Annotated in this window: 13 protein-coding genes; 4 read left to right on the forward strand and 9 right to left on the reverse strand. The window is 71.4% G+C overall.

Features of this window, described 5'->3' with window-relative positions:
• Genes AMYBE_RS0126360 through AMYBE_RS0126370 form a run of 3 tightly spaced genes read right to left on the reverse strand, consistent with a single transcriptional unit; the run spans position 1 to position 3,036 of the window.
• Entirely contained in the window at positions 1-1,140 is a 1,140-nt protein-coding gene (locus tag AMYBE_RS0126360; RefSeq protein ID WP_020662394.1) for a DUF4350 domain-containing protein, read from the reverse strand.
• Between the two features lie 40 nt (positions 1,141-1,180).
• Positions 1,181-1,813 carry a DUF4129 domain-containing protein gene (locus AMYBE_RS0126365; protein WP_020662395.1) on the reverse strand — a complete coding sequence of 211 codons (633 nt, stop codon included), beginning with the start codon at positions 1,811-1,813 and terminating at the stop codon, positions 1,181-1,183.
• Positions 1,810-3,036, reverse strand: coding sequence for a DUF7847 domain-containing protein (locus AMYBE_RS0126370; RefSeq protein ID WP_020662396.1), 1,227 nt, complete (start codon positions 3,034-3,036; stop codon positions 1,810-1,812). Before AMYBE_RS0126370 ends, AMYBE_RS0126365 begins: the two co-directional genes overlap by 4 nt.
• A gap of 198 nt (positions 3,037-3,234) precedes the next feature.
• On the opposite strand from AMYBE_RS0126370, the gene AMYBE_RS0126375 reads away from it, so the two are divergent.
• Entirely contained in the window at positions 3,235-4,407 is a 1,173-nt protein-coding gene (locus AMYBE_RS0126375) for a neutral zinc metallopeptidase (RefSeq protein WP_211226855.1), read from the forward strand.
• Between the two features lie 57 nt (positions 4,408-4,464).
• Here the strand turns inward: AMYBE_RS0126375 and AMYBE_RS0126380 are convergent, their stop codons facing one another.
• Entirely contained in the window at positions 4,465-4,884 is a 420-nt protein-coding gene (locus tag AMYBE_RS0126380) for a hypothetical protein (RefSeq protein ID WP_020662398.1), read from the reverse strand.
• Between the two features lie 292 nt (positions 4,885-5,176).
• Positions 5,177-6,271, reverse strand: a complete 1,095-nt coding sequence (locus AMYBE_RS0126385; RefSeq protein WP_020662399.1) for a potassium channel family protein — start codon at positions 6,269-6,271, stop codon at positions 5,177-5,179.
• 107 nt (positions 6,272-6,378) lie between these two features.
• Here AMYBE_RS0126385 and AMYBE_RS0126390 point away from each other — a divergent pair, with 107 nt between their 5' ends.
• Entirely contained in the window at positions 6,379-6,762 is a 384-nt protein-coding gene (locus AMYBE_RS0126390) for a DoxX family protein (protein WP_020662400.1), read from the forward strand.
• A gap of 3 nt (positions 6,763-6,765) precedes the next feature.
• Here the strand turns inward: AMYBE_RS0126390 and AMYBE_RS0126395 are convergent, their stop codons facing one another.
• Positions 6,766-10,254 (reverse strand): ATP-dependent helicase, encoded by a 3,489-nt coding sequence (locus tag AMYBE_RS0126395; RefSeq protein WP_020662401.1) that lies wholly within the window; start codon positions 10,252-10,254, stop codon positions 6,766-6,768.
• A complete protein-coding gene (locus AMYBE_RS0126400) occupies positions 10,251-13,424 on the reverse strand; it encodes an ATP-dependent helicase (protein WP_020662402.1) in 3,174 nt (1,057 codons plus the stop codon). The genes AMYBE_RS0126395 and AMYBE_RS0126400 overlap by 4 nt, the downstream gene beginning before the upstream one ends.
• A gap of 123 nt (positions 13,425-13,547) precedes the next feature.
• Between AMYBE_RS0126400 and AMYBE_RS0126405 the strand changes: the two genes are divergently transcribed.
• Both AMYBE_RS0126405 and AMYBE_RS0126410 read left to right on the forward strand, forming a co-directional pair.
• Positions 13,548-13,871, forward strand: coding sequence for an MGMT family protein (locus AMYBE_RS0126405; RefSeq protein ID WP_020662403.1), 324 nt, complete (start codon positions 13,548-13,550; stop codon positions 13,869-13,871).
• Positions 13,872-13,885: 14 nt separating this feature from the next.
• Complete coding sequence (locus tag AMYBE_RS0126410) at positions 13,886-14,692, forward strand: siderophore-interacting protein (protein ID WP_020662404.1); 807 nt, start codon at positions 13,886-13,888, stop codon at positions 14,690-14,692.
• 24 nt (positions 14,693-14,716) lie between these two features.
• Here AMYBE_RS0126410 and AMYBE_RS0126415 read toward each other — a convergent pair whose 3' ends face one another.
• Complete coding sequence (locus tag AMYBE_RS0126415; protein WP_020662405.1) at positions 14,717-15,379, reverse strand: response regulator transcription factor; 663 nt, start codon at positions 15,377-15,379, stop codon at positions 14,717-14,719.
• Positions 15,376-16,497, reverse strand: a complete 1,122-nt coding sequence (locus AMYBE_RS0126420) for a sensor histidine kinase (protein WP_034287272.1) — start codon at positions 16,495-16,497, stop codon at positions 15,376-15,378. Before AMYBE_RS0126420 ends, AMYBE_RS0126415 begins: the two co-directional genes overlap by 4 nt.
• Between the last annotated feature and the right edge of the window lie 81 nt (positions 16,498-16,578).

The raw sequence follows: 16,578 nt of genomic DNA on the forward strand, positions 1-16,578 counted from the left end.
TCACGAACGCTCCACCTCTCGTTCCACCGCGTCCAGTTCGTCTGCCAACCGCACCAGCGCCGCTTCGTCGGGTGGCGGCCCCCCGTAGAGCACCGCGCCGACGGCGCTCGGCGCACGGCCGGTCCGCGCGCTCACCGTCTCCACTATCGCGGGCGGCCCGGCATCACGCGGCAAGCCCAGTCTCGTACGCAGCCTCGCGCGGGCTGCTTCCCGCAGCGTTTCCGCCGCGTGTCCGGTCGCGCCGCCACGCCGGTACAGCCGCGCCCGGCCTTCCGCCGTCTCCGCCGACCGCACCGCGATGGGCAGCGGCTCCCGCACGACCGGCCCGAGCCGGCGCGCCCGCCACAACGCCAGCAGCACCACGGCGATGCCCGCGGTGAACGCACCGTAGCGCCAGCCCGCCGGGATCAGCTCGAAGAACGACTTTTTCCCGCTGTGCGCCGCGAGGTCTTCGATCGAGGGCACGTACCAGACCAGCTTCTGATGATCGCCGAGCAACCGCATCCCGAAGGCGGCGTTGCCCTCGGTGGCGACCTTGTCGTTCGTCAACGCGTCCGCGGCGCCGAGAACGGTCACGGTGCCCGAGCGGTCCGCCAGCTGCACGAACGTGGACGCGCCACGGTCTGGATAGCAGGTCCGCGCTCGGACATCGGACGAGCGATAGTGGTTGCCGCCCAAGGTGACCGGCCCCGCCGCGGCGGCCGCGCCGACAGTGCAGTCCGGCTGCAGCACCCCGACGCTTCCCGCGCCGGCCAGGGAAATCTCCGGGGCCGCCTGGCCCAGCGCGGAGCTGCCCGGCGCGACCAGCACCAGGTGCGCGACCCGTCGGCGCAGCTCGGCGATTCCGTTGGCCGGCACCAAATCCGGCTGGGTGATCAGCAACGTGCCGCCGTCGGCGGCCGATCGTGCTTCGGCGAGCGAGTGCACCGCGGTGATGCCCACCCCCTCTTGTTCCAGCAGATGCGCGAGGGCATGGCTGCCGTGCGGCTCGTACGACCCGGGCTCGAGGTCTCCGCTGGTCTGCGGACCGCGGCTGAGCACGACAGCCAGCGCGACGATGACGATCAGCAGCAGGATCGCCAGCGGGACCCGGGCACCGCGCCAGACCTGGCGCAGATCCGGGGAAACGGACGTGCTCACGCGGCGGCCTCCCCCAGCGCCCGGCACCGAAAACGCCCGGTCATGCGTCCGCCAGCACCGGCCGCGCACGGCGGACCAGCTCGTCCAGTTCGGTCAGCGCGCGGTAGCCGGGCTCGGTGCCCGGACGTCCGCCGTAGTGCACGTCGTCGAACAGCCGCCCGCCCTCGGCCAGTTTCGCCGCCAGCTCGGGCAGGAACTTCCCGGCCTCCACGACGGTTTCGTCCGCGGTGCGGCCGGACCGGACGTCCAGCAGCGCCCGCTCTTCCATCCCGCGCACGAGCGCGCGGAACCGGTCGCGCATCGCGTCGGCGAACTCGCCCCGGCCGGCAGCTTCCTCGGCGGCTTTGCGGTACTCGTCGGCGGTCTGGCGCCGTCCGCCGAACACCTCGCCGGGCGAGTGCGCGGCCCGGCCGACCTTGCCCACGCGCATCCGCACCACCACAGCCAGCAGAATCACCAGCGCCAGCACCAGCAGCAGGCCCAGCGGTCCGCCGGGCACACCGGACAGCGCGTCGAGCAGATCCGCGATCCGCTGCCCGAGCCACTGCATGACCCGCTGGACCAGCCCGGGCTTCGCGGCCTGATACGCCGGGTCGGTCAGTTCCTGGATCGCTCGCAGCCGGGCGGGGTCCCGGTCGATGTCGACCGGGACGTCGGTGAGGAAAAAGGTCACCACTCCTGCCGCGGCGGCAGGCCCGCCGCCCGGGCCAGTTCGATGTCCATGCCCTCGCGGCGCATCCGCTGATCGATGTACAGCACGACGGTCACCAGCGAGGTGAACGGCGTGACGATGGTCGCCGCGATCACCGTGCCCACCGATTGCAGCACCAAGCCGCCGGTGCTGATCTTCGGCGCGGCCGCCTGCGGGTCGAACATGCCGCTGAACACGCCCGAACCGAGGCTGAACGGAAGGCCGATCACGGTGGTGATCACCCAGCCGATGACCGCGGCCAGCAGCAGCACGCCCAGCACCCGCCAGAACATCCCGGAGACCAGCTTCGCCGACCGCGAGAACGCCTGGCGAACGGTGCCGCGTTCGAGCACCAGCGCCGGACCGGCCAGCGACCAGAACACGTACGGAACCACCGCGGGCAACAAGCAGAACGCCGCGGCGACGATGGTGGCCAGCGTGTACAGCACGGTGACGGCCAGCAGCGGCAGCAGCCGCGGCGCGGCTTCCCGCAGCGCGGAACGGAAGTCGACCGGACGGCCGAGCACCGCCTTGCCCATGACGACGGTGAGGAAGCCGGTCAGGAACGTCTGCGCCAGCATGGTGATCACAAGCGTCGGCACCAGCGCGGCGAGCGTGGAGCCGAGCGCACCGTAGAGCGCGTCGAGCTGCTGTTGCGGAGTCGCGGCCGGGCCGAGCTGGGTCACCCGCTGGATGTCCGAGGTCAGCCACAGCGACACGCCGAGGTTCAGCGCCGCCGCGATCACCGCGACCACCGCGGACACGCCGAGGATCAGCACCGGGTACCGGCGGATGGCGGTGATCGCGCCGTCGAGGATGTCGCCGACGTTCAGCGGACGCAACGCAATGACGCCCGGTTTGCCCAGTCCGTGGGGACTCCAGCCGGGACCGGCCTGGCGCTGGCCTCCGCCGGGGTACGGCGGCAACGGCTGACCAGGCTGCCACTGGCCGTTCGCGGGCGGCTGCGGAGCGCTCGGGGAAGCAAAAGATCCTGGTCCGCCGGAGCCGCCGGGCAGAGCTTCGCCGGTCGGCGGCGTGGGGACGTCCCCGGCCGGGGGCTGGGCGCCGCCGGGCCGGGAGGCGTTGTCCGGTTCGCCCGGCTGCGCCGCGGGCGCACCGGATTCCGGCTGATCGGGGCCGGTGAAGCCCCCGCCCGGGTTCGGCTCGGCGGCGCCGGGCTCGGGCGAACCGGGAGTGTCTGTCATCGGAGCCCCTCGTCTGGACGGCCCTGCGGTTGCTGCCGCCACTCTTCCAGAGCCGTTCTTACCCGGCCAGACCTGGGGGGACGTCCGGCCCGGGCAGCACTGCGCGGAAGTCGTGCGGCGGCCCCGGGGTCCCCCGATATGCTGAACGGCAAGCCGGGGGCCGCCCGGCCCGCGCCGAGACCCACCGGGACTGCCCTGATGACGCAACCGCCCTACGGCCAGGTGCCGCCGCCCGGGGCTGTGCAGCCTCCGCCGGCGCCCGGCCCCGGACCGATGCCGCAGGGCCCGCCGTCGTACGCGGGCCAGCCCTACCCCGGCCAGTCCTACCCCGGTCAGCCCGGACCGCAGGGTCCCCCGCCGCCGGTGCCGCCGTGGGGCCACCAGCCGCCGTCCTACCCGGTGCCGCCGCGCAAGCCGACCGGCCTGATCATCGGGCTGTGCCTCGGCGCGGTCGCGGTGCTGGTGATCGGCATCGGCGCGATCGTGGCGCTGAACAGCGGTTCGAAGGTCGACAACGCGGGCTACACCCCCGCGCCGGCCTCCCCGACGTCGGCTTACCAGCTGCCGCCGACCGCGGGTTCGTCGTCCGCGTCGGAGTCGCCGACCTCGTCCTCGTCGGCGAGCCCGAGCACGTCGCCGAGCGCCGGACCGCAGAAGATCCTCAAGCTCGCCGACCACCCGATCCTGCAGGACCCGAACGCCGGCCTGCAGAACCTGGTCTGCAACCTGCCGCCGTGGGTGAGCACGCAGGACGGCGCGGAAGCGTTCTTCACCGCGGCGAGCAAATGCCTCGACGCGGCGTGGGGCCCGTTCCTGGAGTCCTACCACCTGCCGTTCACCTCGCCCGCGCTGCACTTCCCGACCGGCGCGAGCTTCGACACCGCGTGCGGCACCATCCAGGTCGGCATCGCCACCGCGGCGTATTACTGCGAGAACAACCTGTACGTCCCGTTCAACGGCCTGCAGACCGATCAGTACGGGAACAATCCCGGCGTGTACCTGGCGTTGTTCGCCCACGAATACGGGCACCACGTGCAGGAAGTCTCGGGCATCATGGACGCCGCGTGGCAGAAGATCTACGCGGTCGGCCAGAACAGCCCGGCCGGCCTGGAGATGTCGCGCCGGAAGGAACTGCAGGCGCAGTGCTTCTCCGGGATGTTCCTCGGCGCCCACGTCGACCGCGGCGGCACGATCACCCGCGACATGTACAACAAGGCGTGGAACGACCAGGAAACCCGCGGCGACAACACCTCGCGCAGCCACGACCACGGCACGAACGCGCATTACGCGGCCTGGTGGCGGGCCGGAGCGAAGGACAACCGGATCGCGAACTGCAACACCTTCGCGGCGTCCTCGGCGGACGTCAGCTGACACCGGGCTCGGCGGCGTCCGGGGTCCTCTCGCCGCCGAGCTTTGATCCGATCGGTTTCAGCTGAGCAACGCGAGCTTGCCGGAGCCGCGAATCACCAGGTAGGCGTACATCCCGCCGCAGAAGCAGGCGAACACCAGCAGCGCCAGCGCGATCGGCGCGCGCAGATCCTGTGCGCCCGCCGAGGTGTCCGGAGTGGTGACCGGGATGACGCCGGAATCGGGTGCGTCGTCCGGGACGAGTACCTGCAGGTGCTCGCCCTTGCCGTGCCCGCAGCTGTCGAGCGTGCCTTGGCGAGGTTTGCCGCCGAGCTGGAACGTGACCGACTCGGACGCCCCCGCCGCCGAACAGTCCGCGGTCTTCTCGACTTGCGCGTCCACCGGCGCGCCGAGAACTTTCGCGTGGATGCCCAGCAGGCCCGGTCCGGCGAGCCACGCCAAAACCACGATCAGCACCCCGACCGCGGCCGGGATGCCCACCTGGAGCCACCGCTGGAGGGGGCTCTTAGCCGGAGGGTCGGAAACCTGCACGCCGCCATGCTTCCAGATCCCCCGGGCAAAACCCAGTGAAGTGCCAGCGCCCGGGGGACCCGCACCGCCCGGTCATCGCCTGCCGCACCGCCCGCCAGGTGCGGCCGATACCGGGCCACTCCCGCCACGCACGTCCGTGAAGGGCCCCTTGAGGGAATCTGATTCCCTCAAGGGGCCCTTCACGGACACCCAGCAGCCAACCAACGCGCCACCGCAAACCCCGGGCACCGGCGCTCAGGAGTCACCGCCCAGGATCAGGCTCGATCTGCTCCACTTGAGTCACCTTCTTCACGTACAGCAGCCGATCCCCCGGCTCCAGCGCGTCCGCCTGCGGCGCGTCCACCCGGTACAGCACCCCGTCGCGGACCACCCCCAGCACCGTGTCCGGCAAATGCCGAGGCGATCCGCCCTCCTCGCTGGACTCGATCGCGCGTTCGGCGATCGCCAACCCGGACTCCGGCGTCAGCAAGTCCTCGACCATGTCCACCACCCGGGGGCTGGACGTGGCCATCCCGAGCAGCCGGCCCGCGGTCTCGCTGGACACCACGACCTGGTTGGCCCCGGACTGCTTGAGCAGGTGGACGTTCTCCGCTTCCCGGACCGACGCCACGATGTGCGCCTTCGGAGCCAGCTCACGCGCGGTCAGCGTGACCAAGACAGCCGTGTCGTCGCGGTTCGGCGCGACCACCACCGCGCGCGCGTGCTGGACGCCGGCGACGCGCAGGACGTCCGCGCGGGTCGCCGAGCCGTGCACGGTGACCAGGCCGAGCGCGGTCGCCGCGTCGAGTGCCTGCTGGTCGGTGTCGACGACCACGATCTGGCTGGCCTTCACCTCCTCGTCGCCGAGCAGCGCGTTGACGGCCGAGCGGCCCTTCGTGCCGAAACCGACGACGACGGTGTGGTCGCGCACCTTCGTCCTCCACTTCTGGATTTTGAACGCTTGCCGGGAGCGCTCGGTGAGCACTTCCAGGGTGGTCCCGACGAGGACGATGAGGAACAGCACCCGCAGCGGCGTGATCACGATGACGTTCACCAGCCGCGCGGACGCGGTGGCCGGGGTGATGTCGCCGTAGCCGGTGGTGGAAAGCGAGACGGTGGAGTAGTAAATCGCGTCGAGGAACGAGATGCCGTCGCCGTTCGCGTCGCGGTAGCCGTTTCGGTCGGCGTACACGATCAGCACCGTGGCCAGCAGCGCGAGCAGCGCACCGATGATCCGCTTGACGATGGACCGCATCGGGCTGACGGTGAATTCCGGCATCCGGATCACGCCGACGAGCTCGTGGTCGGGCCGGTCGTTCAGCCGGACGTTCAGGGGCAGCCGTTTCAGGGCCTTCATGCACCGGCTCCCCACGGCCGCTCGGCAACGATCACAGCGGCGAGGATAACGCAGCACCGGCCGCCGCACGACCGTCGTGACGATCATGGGTATGGCAGGCTAGGCGCATGTCCGAGCCTCGCGCGTCGCAACGCCCTGCCTATTTCCTCGCTGCTCTGCTGGCCGGAGCGGGTGCGCTGCACTTCGCGCGGCCGAAGCCGTTCGACGCGCTGGTGCCGGAAGAACTTCCCGGAGACCGTCGCGCGTGGACCTACGCCTCCGGGGTCGCCGAACTGGGCGTGGCGGCCGGGATCGCGCTGCCGCGCACCCGCAGGCTGGGCGGGCTGGCGGCGGCGCTGTTGTTCGTCGGGGTGTTCCCGGGGAACGTGAAGATGGCGCTGGACTACCAGCGCCGCGGCCGTCCGGCCCGGGAGCGAACGGTGGCCTGGCTGCGGTTGCCGATGCAGTGGCCGTTGGTGAACTGGGCGTTGACGGTGCGCGAGCGCGCCTGACCGCTATTCCTGCGGGATGTTTCGCACCAACGCGCGCAGGCCGTCCGCGTCGAGCAAGTCGGCGGGGCGCAGCGTGTGTCCACGCCGGACATAGTGGAAGGCCGCGCGCACCTTTTCCACCGGGACTTTTCGCAGTGCCGCCCAAGCCAGCCGGTAGGCGCCCAGCTGCACCGCCAAGGCAGGCAACCGTTCCTCGGCCGGCACCGAGCCGGTTTTCCAGTCCACGACGGTCCATCCGCCGTCCGGGTCCGCGTACACCGCGTCCATCCGTCCGCGCAACGTAATGCCCTCGACGTCCGCGGAGAACGGGACCTCCACCGCCACCGGGACTCGCTCCGCCCAATCACTGCGTTCGAAGGCTTCTTGCAGGGCTTCGAAATCGCTGTCCGGCGCTTCGTCCATGTCGGCCGCGCCGGGCAGGTCGTCGATCTCCAGCAGCCGGTCGCCGGAGAACCGCTGCTCCAGCCAGCTGTGGAACGCGGTGCCGCGGCGAGCGAAAATCTTGGGCGACAACGGAAGCGGGCGGCGCAGGCGTTGCGCGAGCGCGTCCGCGTCGGCGGCCAGTTCGACGAGCTGGCTCACCGTCAGGTGCGCGGGCAGCGCGACTCGGTCCACAGTGGACCGTGCGCGGGCACGTTCGGCCAGCAGCACGTCGGTGTCGGCCGCCCAGCCGTCCGGATCCTCGGGGTCGACTACGTCTTCGTCTTCCTCGTAGGGGTAATCCTCGTCATCGGGCAGGTAGCCGTCGTCGTCTTCCGGCGCGGGTTCGGGCGGGAGCGGGATTTCTTCGTCGTCCGCCGCCGGCAGTGGTTCGGCTTCCGCTTCGGACTCTCCCGGAACGCTGCCGGAAGGCTGTCCTGCCGGGAGTCTTCCGGAGGGAGCTGCGGCAGGCCCGCCGGAGGCCTCTTCGGGAGGCTCTTCAGCGGGCTGCGGGGCGGCGGCCAGCGCGGCCATCTCCGCCAGCACGAGATCCACCCCGGCTGCAACGCCGGACCGCCGGTCGCCCAGCGGATCCACCGGCCACTTCGCCGTCCGCGAGTCCGCGACCAGCGGGTTTTCCTCGCCCTCGGCGGGCTCGGCCGCCCAGGGCTCGACCACGCCCAGCGGCGGGTCCGCCTCGGCCATCACCTCGGCGATCTCCGACAGGAAGACCGACGGCCCCTTCGCCCGCGTGCTGCTCTCGTTCCACCAGTGCCCGGACACCAGCAGCGTCCGCTCCGACCGGGTCAGCGCGACGTAACACAGCCGCCGTTCCTCGTCGGCCTCGCGAGCGACGAACCCTTCCTCGTGCAATTCCAGCGCTTCTTGCACTTCCTTGCGGTCATAGCCTTCCGCAACGTGCAATTTCGGCAAGTCCGCCGAGTCGCCGCGCAAATGCGCGGGCAACGCGGTGGACGTCCGCAGCCACGACGACGAGCGCCGCTTGCCCGGGAACACCTCGGCGACCAGGTGCGGAACGGCCACCACTTCCCATTCCAGCCCCTTCGCCGAGTGCACGGTGAGCACCTGCACGCGGTCCGGCACCACCTGGACCTCGCCAGGAGTGAGCCCGTCTTCGGCGTGCACCGCCGTGTTCAGGTAGTCCACAAAGGACAATAAGGTCGCGGTAGGCGCCGTTTCCGCGTAGTCGGTGACGACTTCGGCGAAGGCGTCCAGGTGCGCCCGGCCCGCCGATCCCGGACGGGCCAGCGACTCGACATCGAGCAGCATCGTGCGTTCGACGTCGGCGACCAGTTCCGGCAACGACTGGTCCAATCGGCGGCGCAACGCGGTCAGCTCCCCGGCGAGGCGCCGGATCCGGCGGTACCCGTCCGGCGAGTAGCGCTCCGGCGCTCCGGGTTCGTCGACCGCGTCGATCAGCCCGGCTTGTTCGGCGCGTTCGGCGACCAGTACCGGTTCCTCGCCCTCTTCCGCCCGCGGTTCGGGCGACGTGAGTTCGTTGGCCCGCCTCCACAATGCCGCCACGTCGGCGGCGGCGATCCGCCACCGGGCACCGGTGAGCAGCCGGGCGGCCGCGCTGCCGGCGAGAGGATCGGCGAGCACTCGAAGCGTCGACACCAGGTCGGCCACCTCGGGTTCGTCCAGCAGCCCGCCGAGTCCGACGACTTCCACCGGCAGGCCCCGCGCGCGCAGCTCGGCGGCGATCGGGGCCATGTCCGCGCGACGCCGCACCAGCACGGCCGCGGTCGGCGGCTTGCCGGACTCTTCCTTCTCCGCGTGCCATCGCCGTGCCATCGCGTCGGCGACCCACTCGCGTTCCGCCCGCACGTCCGGCAGCAGAGCGACCGCGATGTCCGCCGGTCCGGCTCCGTCGCGAGCGCGCAGCCGTTCGACGCCGAGCCCGCGCTGGCGCAAGGGTTCGGAAATCGCGTTGGCCAGTTCCAGAATTTCCGGCGGGTTGCGGAAGCTGGTGAGCAAGCCGAACTCGTGCGCGGTCTCCAGCCGTTCCAGGCCCCGGCGCGGGAAGTCCGTGGTGAAGCGCGGCAGGTTCGCCGCACTCGCGCCGCGCCAGCCGTAGATCGCCTGCGCCGGGTCGCCGACCGCGGTCACCGGCATCGACGGGTGCTCTCCTCCGCCGAACAACGACCGCAGCAACACGCGTTGCGCGTGCCCGGTGTCCTGGTACTCGTCGAGCAGCACGGCGCCGTAGCGCTCCCGCTCCCCGGCGACGACCGCCGGATAGCTCTCGGCGAGCTGTGCGGCCAGTGACATCTGGTCCGCGAAGTCGAGCGCGCCCTCGGCCCGTTTGCGCCGGTGGTAGTCCTCGACGAGCGGCAGCAGCGCGAGCCGGAACCGTTGCGCCGCGAGCACTTCCTGCAACTTCACCGGCAGCGACACTCGCTGCCCCTTGACTCGCGGCGCGTTTTCGATGATTTCGCAGAGCCATTCGGTGTAGTGCGCGAGCTTTTCGGTGGAGATCAGATGTTCGCCGAGCTCGCCGGCCAACGCGAGCAATTGCGCGGTGACCGTCGGCGGCACCCGGTCGGTGTCCAGATCGTTGTCCCAAGTGGACACCACGCGGTGCGCGAGTTGCCACGACGACGTTTCCGACAGCAACCGGACCCCGGGCTGCACCGGCAACCGCAGGCCGTGTTCGGAAAGCAGCCGACCGGCGTACGCGTGATAGGTCAACACAGTCGGTTCGCCGGCGACGACGGTAGCCCGCAACGCGCCGGACGGATCGATGCGTTCCAGCAGCCCGGAGCCGGCCAGCCGACGCAGCCTCGCCCGTACCCGCTCGCCCAGCTGCCGCGCGGCTTTCCGGGTGAAGGTCAGCCCAAGGACGCGCTCTGGGCTGACGATTCCGTTGGCCACCAGCCAGACCACCCGCGCGGCCATGGTTTCCGTCTTGCCCGCGCCCGCGCCCGCGACGACCAGCGACGGTTCCACCGGCGAGGCGATCACCGTCGCTTGTTCCGGTGTCGGCCGGTGCAATCCCAGCGCTTCGGCGATCTCCGCGGGCCCGACCGGGTCGGCCACCACCCGGCTCACGGTCCGGTCACCTGACGGCCTTCCGGACGCAGCGGACAGCAGCCTCGCGCCGGGCACCGGTCGCAGTCGGCGTTCTCGTGCGCCTGATAGTCCGGGCCGACCGCGGCCGCCGCGGCCGACCGGACCAGTTCAAGCCACTCCCGGCCGCTCTCCTCGTCCATCGGCGGCTGATCCCGTTGGGTGGCACCGGTTTTGTTGTTTCCCTTCGCGACGTAGACCAACCGCGCGCCGCCGGGCGCGTTCTTGCCTTCGACCGCGCCGAGCAGCACCGCGAGCTGGTAGGCGGCAAGCTGCGGGTGCTTCTCCGCGTCCGCGCTGGACACCGGGACCTTCCCGGTCTTGATGTCCACGATCACCGGACGGCCGTCCTTGTCCGTCTCCACCCGGTCAACGCGTCCGCGCAGCAGCACGCGGACTTCCTCTTCGCCCATCGGCAGCTCGACTTCGATGTCCTGCTCTACGCCGGCTTCAATGAGCTCGCGCCGCGACATTTCCAGCCAGGTCACGAAATTGCGCAGCATCTGCTCCACCCGCGACCGTTCCCGGCGCGAAAACCACGGCGCGCCGGCGTCCACCCGCACCCACGCCTCTTCGAGCGCCGCCTGGATCTGCTCTTCCGTGCTGCCCCCGGCCACCGCCTGCGCGAGGCCGTGCACGAGGGTCCCGGTGACCGCGGCGAGCTGTGCCGGATCACTGCCCCCGTGCCGTTCGATCAGCCAGCGCAACGGGCACTTGACCAGAATTTCCACAGTGGACGGAGAAATCCGCATCAGGTCGCCCGGGCCGTGCACCGGCTCCGTCGTGGACTCCTTCAGCAGCCCATACCAGGTGTCCGGATGTGCGCCCGGGACCCCAGCGTCGGCCAGCCGGGCCAGCTGCTTCGCTGCCCGCTGCCGCCGTTCCGGGTCCGCCTTGTCGTCGCACACGACTTCGCGCAGCTCGCCGACCAGCTCGGCCAGCACCAGCGAACGACCGGCCGGTTTCATCCGGGAATCGAGCATCCCGTCGTCCGCGCCGTTCTCCTCCAGGTCGTCCAGGAACCGGGACGGCTGTTCGTCCTCGCCCGCCACCGCGGTGACCAGCAGCGTCCGCCGGGCCCGGCTGGCCGCCAGATAGAAAAGCCGCCGTTCCTCGGCCAGGATCGGCGCGATCGCGGACACCTTGTCGTGTTCGTCCACTCCGGACAGCAGGTCGACCAGCCGCTCCACGCCCAGCAGGGAACCGCGCAACCGCAGGTCCGGCCACGCGCCCTCCTGCACGCCGGCGACCGCCACCACTGTCCACTCGCGACCCGCCGCCGCGTGCGCGGTCAGCAGCGAGACCCCTTCGCTGGGGATCGCCGCCGGAGCGAGCGTGTCCCCGGCGATGTTCTGCGACGACAGATAGTCCGCGAACGCGGCCACACTCGCCCTCGGCAGCCGGTCGGCGTATCGCCCCGCCGCGTCGAACAACGCCACCACCGCGTCGAGATCACGGTCGGCCTGTGCGCCCAGCGAACCGCCTCGGTCCACCATCCGCAGCAGCCGGTCCTGGAGGCCGCTTTGCTCCCACAGCTCCCACAGCACCTGTTCGACGCTCTCGCCCCGGCGCACCGCCTGATGCGTGACACTCAGCAGGTTTCCGACGCGTCGAACCGGCAACGCCTCATTGTCCGCGAGACCGGCGAGAATGTCGCCGCCGCGCAGTGCCTCCACCAGCAATTCGTCGCTGGCCCGCTGCCCGCCTCCAGCCAGCTCCAGCCGGCGCAGACCGCGCCGCAGTCGCCGCAATGCCAGTGGGTCCGCGCCGCCGAGCGACGACGACAGCAGCATCTCCGCGAGGTCGGCGTCCAGCAGCTCCGGCTCCGCCGCGATGCGCAGGATCGCCAGCAGCGGCCGGACCGCGGAATGCTTGGCCAGCGGCAGTTCTTCGGTCGCCGAGCCGATCGGTACCCCGGCAGCCCGCAAGGCGCGTTGCAGCACCAGGAAAGTCCGCGCTGGAGACCGCACCAGCACCGCCATGTCCGACCAGGCCACGCCGTCGGTCAAGTGCGCCCGGCGCAACTGGTCCGCGATCCAGCTGGCCTCGGCAGCCGGCGTCGGCATCAGCCGTACGCGAACCTTGCCGCCGCGTTTTCCCTTCGGCGTCACTAGTTTCCGGTGCGCCGACGCGCCTGGCAAGGTCGCGCCGAGCTTCGTCACCGCGGCCCGGACCGTCGGCGCGAGCCGGTGCGACGTGGTGAGCAGGACGGTCCGGTCGCCGTCTTGATCGGAGTCGGCGAACAGCGCCGGATCCGCTCCGCGGAACGAAAACACCGACTGATCCGGATCGCCCGCCACCACGAACTCCGCCGCGGTGTGCCCGATCATCCGGATCAGCTGGACCTGCAACGGATCCAGATGATGCGCGTCGTCGACGAACAGGTGCCGCACCCGAGCCCGCTCGCGGTCGCGCAGCTCTCCGTCGTCTTCGAGCGCGAGCAGCGCCGACGTGACCAGCTCCGCGGCGTCGAGAGCCGGCGCGGCGGGCAGTCCGAGTGCGTTGCCGCCCGCCCCCTGCAGCTGGGTGACCTCTTCGTACTGCGACCAGAACTCCCCGGCGGCGATCCACTCTTCACGGTCGTGCCGACGCCCCAGCTCGGCCAGATCCTCCGGCCCGAGCCCGCGCTCGGCCGCGCGCATCAGCAGGTCACGAAGCTCCTCGGCGAAGCCGGGCACGGTGAGCGCCGGACGCAGCTGCTCGGGCCACGCCGTCGCGCCCTCCTCCAGATCACCCTGCAGCAACTCCCGCACGACCACGTCCTGCTCCGCCCCGGCCAACAGCCGCGGCGGCGGCAGTTCCTCGGCGCGCGCTTCCAGGCGAAGCAGCGAAAACGCGTACGAGTGCACTGTGCGCACGAGCGGTTCACTCACTGTGCGCGGCAGGGGGGATCCCTGATCCGGGTCCGAAGTGAGCCGCCGGGTCAGGTCCGCGCGCAGTGCGTCCGCTGCCTTCCGCGACGCGGTGAGCACCAGGATGCTCTCCGGATCCGCCCCGTCCGCGATGCGGCGCGCCGCGGCGGAGGCGAGCAGCGCGGTCTTCCCGGTGCCCGGCCCGCCGAGCACGCGACGGAACCCGGCCGGGCCGGCCAGCAGCCGGCGGGCGCCTTCGTCCCAGGTGAACGCGGGCGCGCTCGGCACCGGCGGGCGCACCAGCCGCGCCTGCCCCGCTCCCGCTCTCCGCACGTGCACATCAGCGATGGAACCACGTCCGCTCGTCCGGGTGGCGCACCGCCTCACCGCTGATTGTCGGTGGTCCCTCGTACCCTGCGGGTCATGGACGACGAACTGCACGAGCGGATACGCGCAGTCATCACCGATGTGCCCGCCGGCACGGTCGCCACGTACGGCGACATCGCCGCGCTCTCCGGCGCGCCCTCGCCCCGGATGGTGGGTCGCGCGCTCGCCGAAGACGGGCACGATCTGCCGTGGCACCGGATCCTGCGCGCGAACGGGACGCCCGCGCCGCACCTCGCGCACGACCAGCTGGAGCGGCTCCGCGCGGAGGGCGTGCTGGCCGACGGGCAGCGCATCGACCTGCGGAAATACCGCTGGCGGCCGGAAGGTGACGACGAAGATGGCACGTCCGGACTTTTTTAGGTTAGCCTGCCCTAATGCTGGAGTATCACCACGGGCACGTCACCGCCGTCCGCCGCATCACCCCGAACCTGGCCCGGATCACCTTCGCGTGCCCCGGGCTGGCCAGCGCGGGGCCGGTCGCGCCGGACGCGTACCTCAAGATCTTCTTCCCGCGGCCCGGCCAATCCGTGCCGCAGCTGCCTCCGGCGGAGACCGGCGACGGCGTGATGAGCTGGTATCGCACGTACCTCGCGATGCCGGACGACATCCGCCCGCCGATGCGGACCTACACCGTGCGCGCGGCTCGTCCGGAAACCGGCGAGGTGGACGTCGAGTTCGTGCTGCATGAGGAGAGCGGCGGCCCGGCGTCCACCTGGGCCGCTCGGGCGTCGATCGGCGCACGCGTGGCGTTCCTCGGCCCGCACGGACTGTACGAGGTGCCGGACGAGACGAACTGGCAGCTGCTGGCAGGCGACGAGACGGCACTGCCCGCGATCGGCGCGATCCTGGAAGCGCTGCCGAGCGGGGAGCGCGCCGTGGTGTACGTCGAAATCCCGGAGCACAGTGAGCGGCAGAAGTTCGAGACGGCTGGCGCGGTCGAGCTGCACTGGGTGGTGCGAGGGGCGCGGCCGCACGGCGAAGCGCTGGTGGACGCGGTGCGGGCAGCGGTCTTGCCCGGGGGTACGCCGTATGCCTGGGTATCCGGGGAAGCGAACGCGGTGAAACTCGTCCGGCGGCATTTGGTGCGGGACCGCGGGTTTGCCAAGACATCGATCTGCTTCACCGGGTACTGGCGGCAAGGGATGAGCGAGGAGGCAGCCGGGCGGGCGGCCGCGTCCTAGACCGGGCCTTCCGCGAGGTAAGGCTCACGCGTCGGCGATCCGGTAGCCGACTCCCGGCGTCGTCATGATCACCGCCGGGCCGCCGAGCTTGCGGCGCAGCCGGCCGACCGTCACCGCGACCGTGTTGGTAAACGGGTCGGCGTGCTCGTCCCAGACCTGGTCGAGCAGCGCTTCGGCGCTGAGAAACCCCGGGCTGGCGCGCAGCAGCGCTTCCAGTACCGCGAATTCCTTGACCGACAACGCGATCGGCTGGTGGTCGCGGCGGACCGTCCGGCGGATCGGGTCCAGCTCGATTCCCACGGCGCGCAGCGTGCGCGGTCGGGCATCGGGGCGGCGGCGGGCCAGCGCCCGGATGCGCAGCACCAGCTCCGGGAAGTGGAACGGCTTGGCGACATAGTCGTCCGCGCCGAGGGCGAGCCCGCCGACGCGATCGCCCGGTGCGCCGGCGGCGGTCAGCATCAGCACCATCGGCCGCACTCGACGATCGGTGATCAGCTGGCACACGACGTCGCCGTGCACGCCCGGCAGATCGCGATCGAGCACGACCACGTCCGGCGTCACGACGTCGAGCCGGGCGAGCGCGTCGGTGCCGTCGTGGGCCAGATCGACGGCCATGCCCTGGTCACGCAACCCCTCCGCGACGATCTCGGCCAGCGAGTGATCGTCCTCGACCAGCAGGACCCTCACGCCGCCACCACCTCCGCGCGAGGCAGCGCGACCGTCACGCGCAGACCACCGCCTGGCCGGGCGAACAGGCCGAGCCGGCCGCCGTGTGCCTCCGCGACCGCGGCCACGATGGACAGACCAAGCCCAGTCGAGCCGGTGCGCTCGGCGCCGAGCCGAGCGAACGGCCGCGACAACCGGTCGACGTCGCGCTGGTCGAGCACCGGCCCGCCCGTCTCGACGGCCAGCAGGAGGTCCGCCCCGGAAATCGAGCCGTCGATGTCGATCCAGCCGCCGGCTTCGTTGTGCCGCACCGCGTTGTCCACGACGTTGCCGATCAGCCGGGCGAGCAGCGGCGGGCTGCCCTCGACCGGCAGCACCGGCAACGTCACCCGCACCGACAAGCCCTTGCGCTCGGCCTCCGCGGCTGTTTCCCGCACGGCGGCGGACACGAGGTCGCCGATATCGACCACGGCAGCGTCGGCGAATCCGCCGTGCTGTGCGCGGGCCAGCACGAGGAACCCGTCCAGCAGGTGGTCAACCCGGTCGAGCTGGCCACGCAGCCGTCCGGTCAGGGCGACAGTCGCCCTCGGCGCATCGGGTTTGGCGGCGGCGACGTCCACCAGCGCCCGCATCGTCGTCAACGGCGTGCGCAGTTCGTGGGATGCGTCGGCGACGAACCGGCGTTGCGCGGCGAAGGATGCTTCGAGCCGGGCGAGCAGTTCGTCGATCGTGTCGGCCAGGTCTTTGACCTCGTCGGCCGGGCCGTCGACAGCGAGCCGCTGGTCGAGGCTGTCGGCGGAAATGCGGCGCGTGGCGCTGGCGAGCCGGCGCAACGGCCGGAGCACCCGCCGCGCCAGTGCCCGTCCGACGAGCACGGACAGCACTGCCAGCACGGCAAGCGCCGCGAGCGCGCCGATCAGCAACTGCCGGGTCTGCTGCTGGCGGACGGCGCTCAGCTGCTCCTGCAGATGCCGAGCGAACTGAACCGGATCCGCGTCCGCCGGCCCGGCCGGAACCATGTCGCTGGCCCCGCCGTCGGCGAGCAGCACAGTCAGCCCGAGCAAGGCGGCACCGGACAGCAAGAACACGACGGCGTACAAAACGGTGAACCGGACTTCCACGCTGCGCGGCCTGAACACCGGACCAGCATGCCTCGCCGGACCTAACAACGGGGTGACAACGCGGGTTCGACCAGTGTTACCCCGCACCGCCTAGAACCG

This window comes from Amycolatopsis benzoatilytica AK 16/65 (genome assembly GCF_000383915.1).
GTDB lineage: Bacteria > Actinomycetota > Actinomycetes > Mycobacteriales > Pseudonocardiaceae > Amycolatopsis > Amycolatopsis benzoatilytica.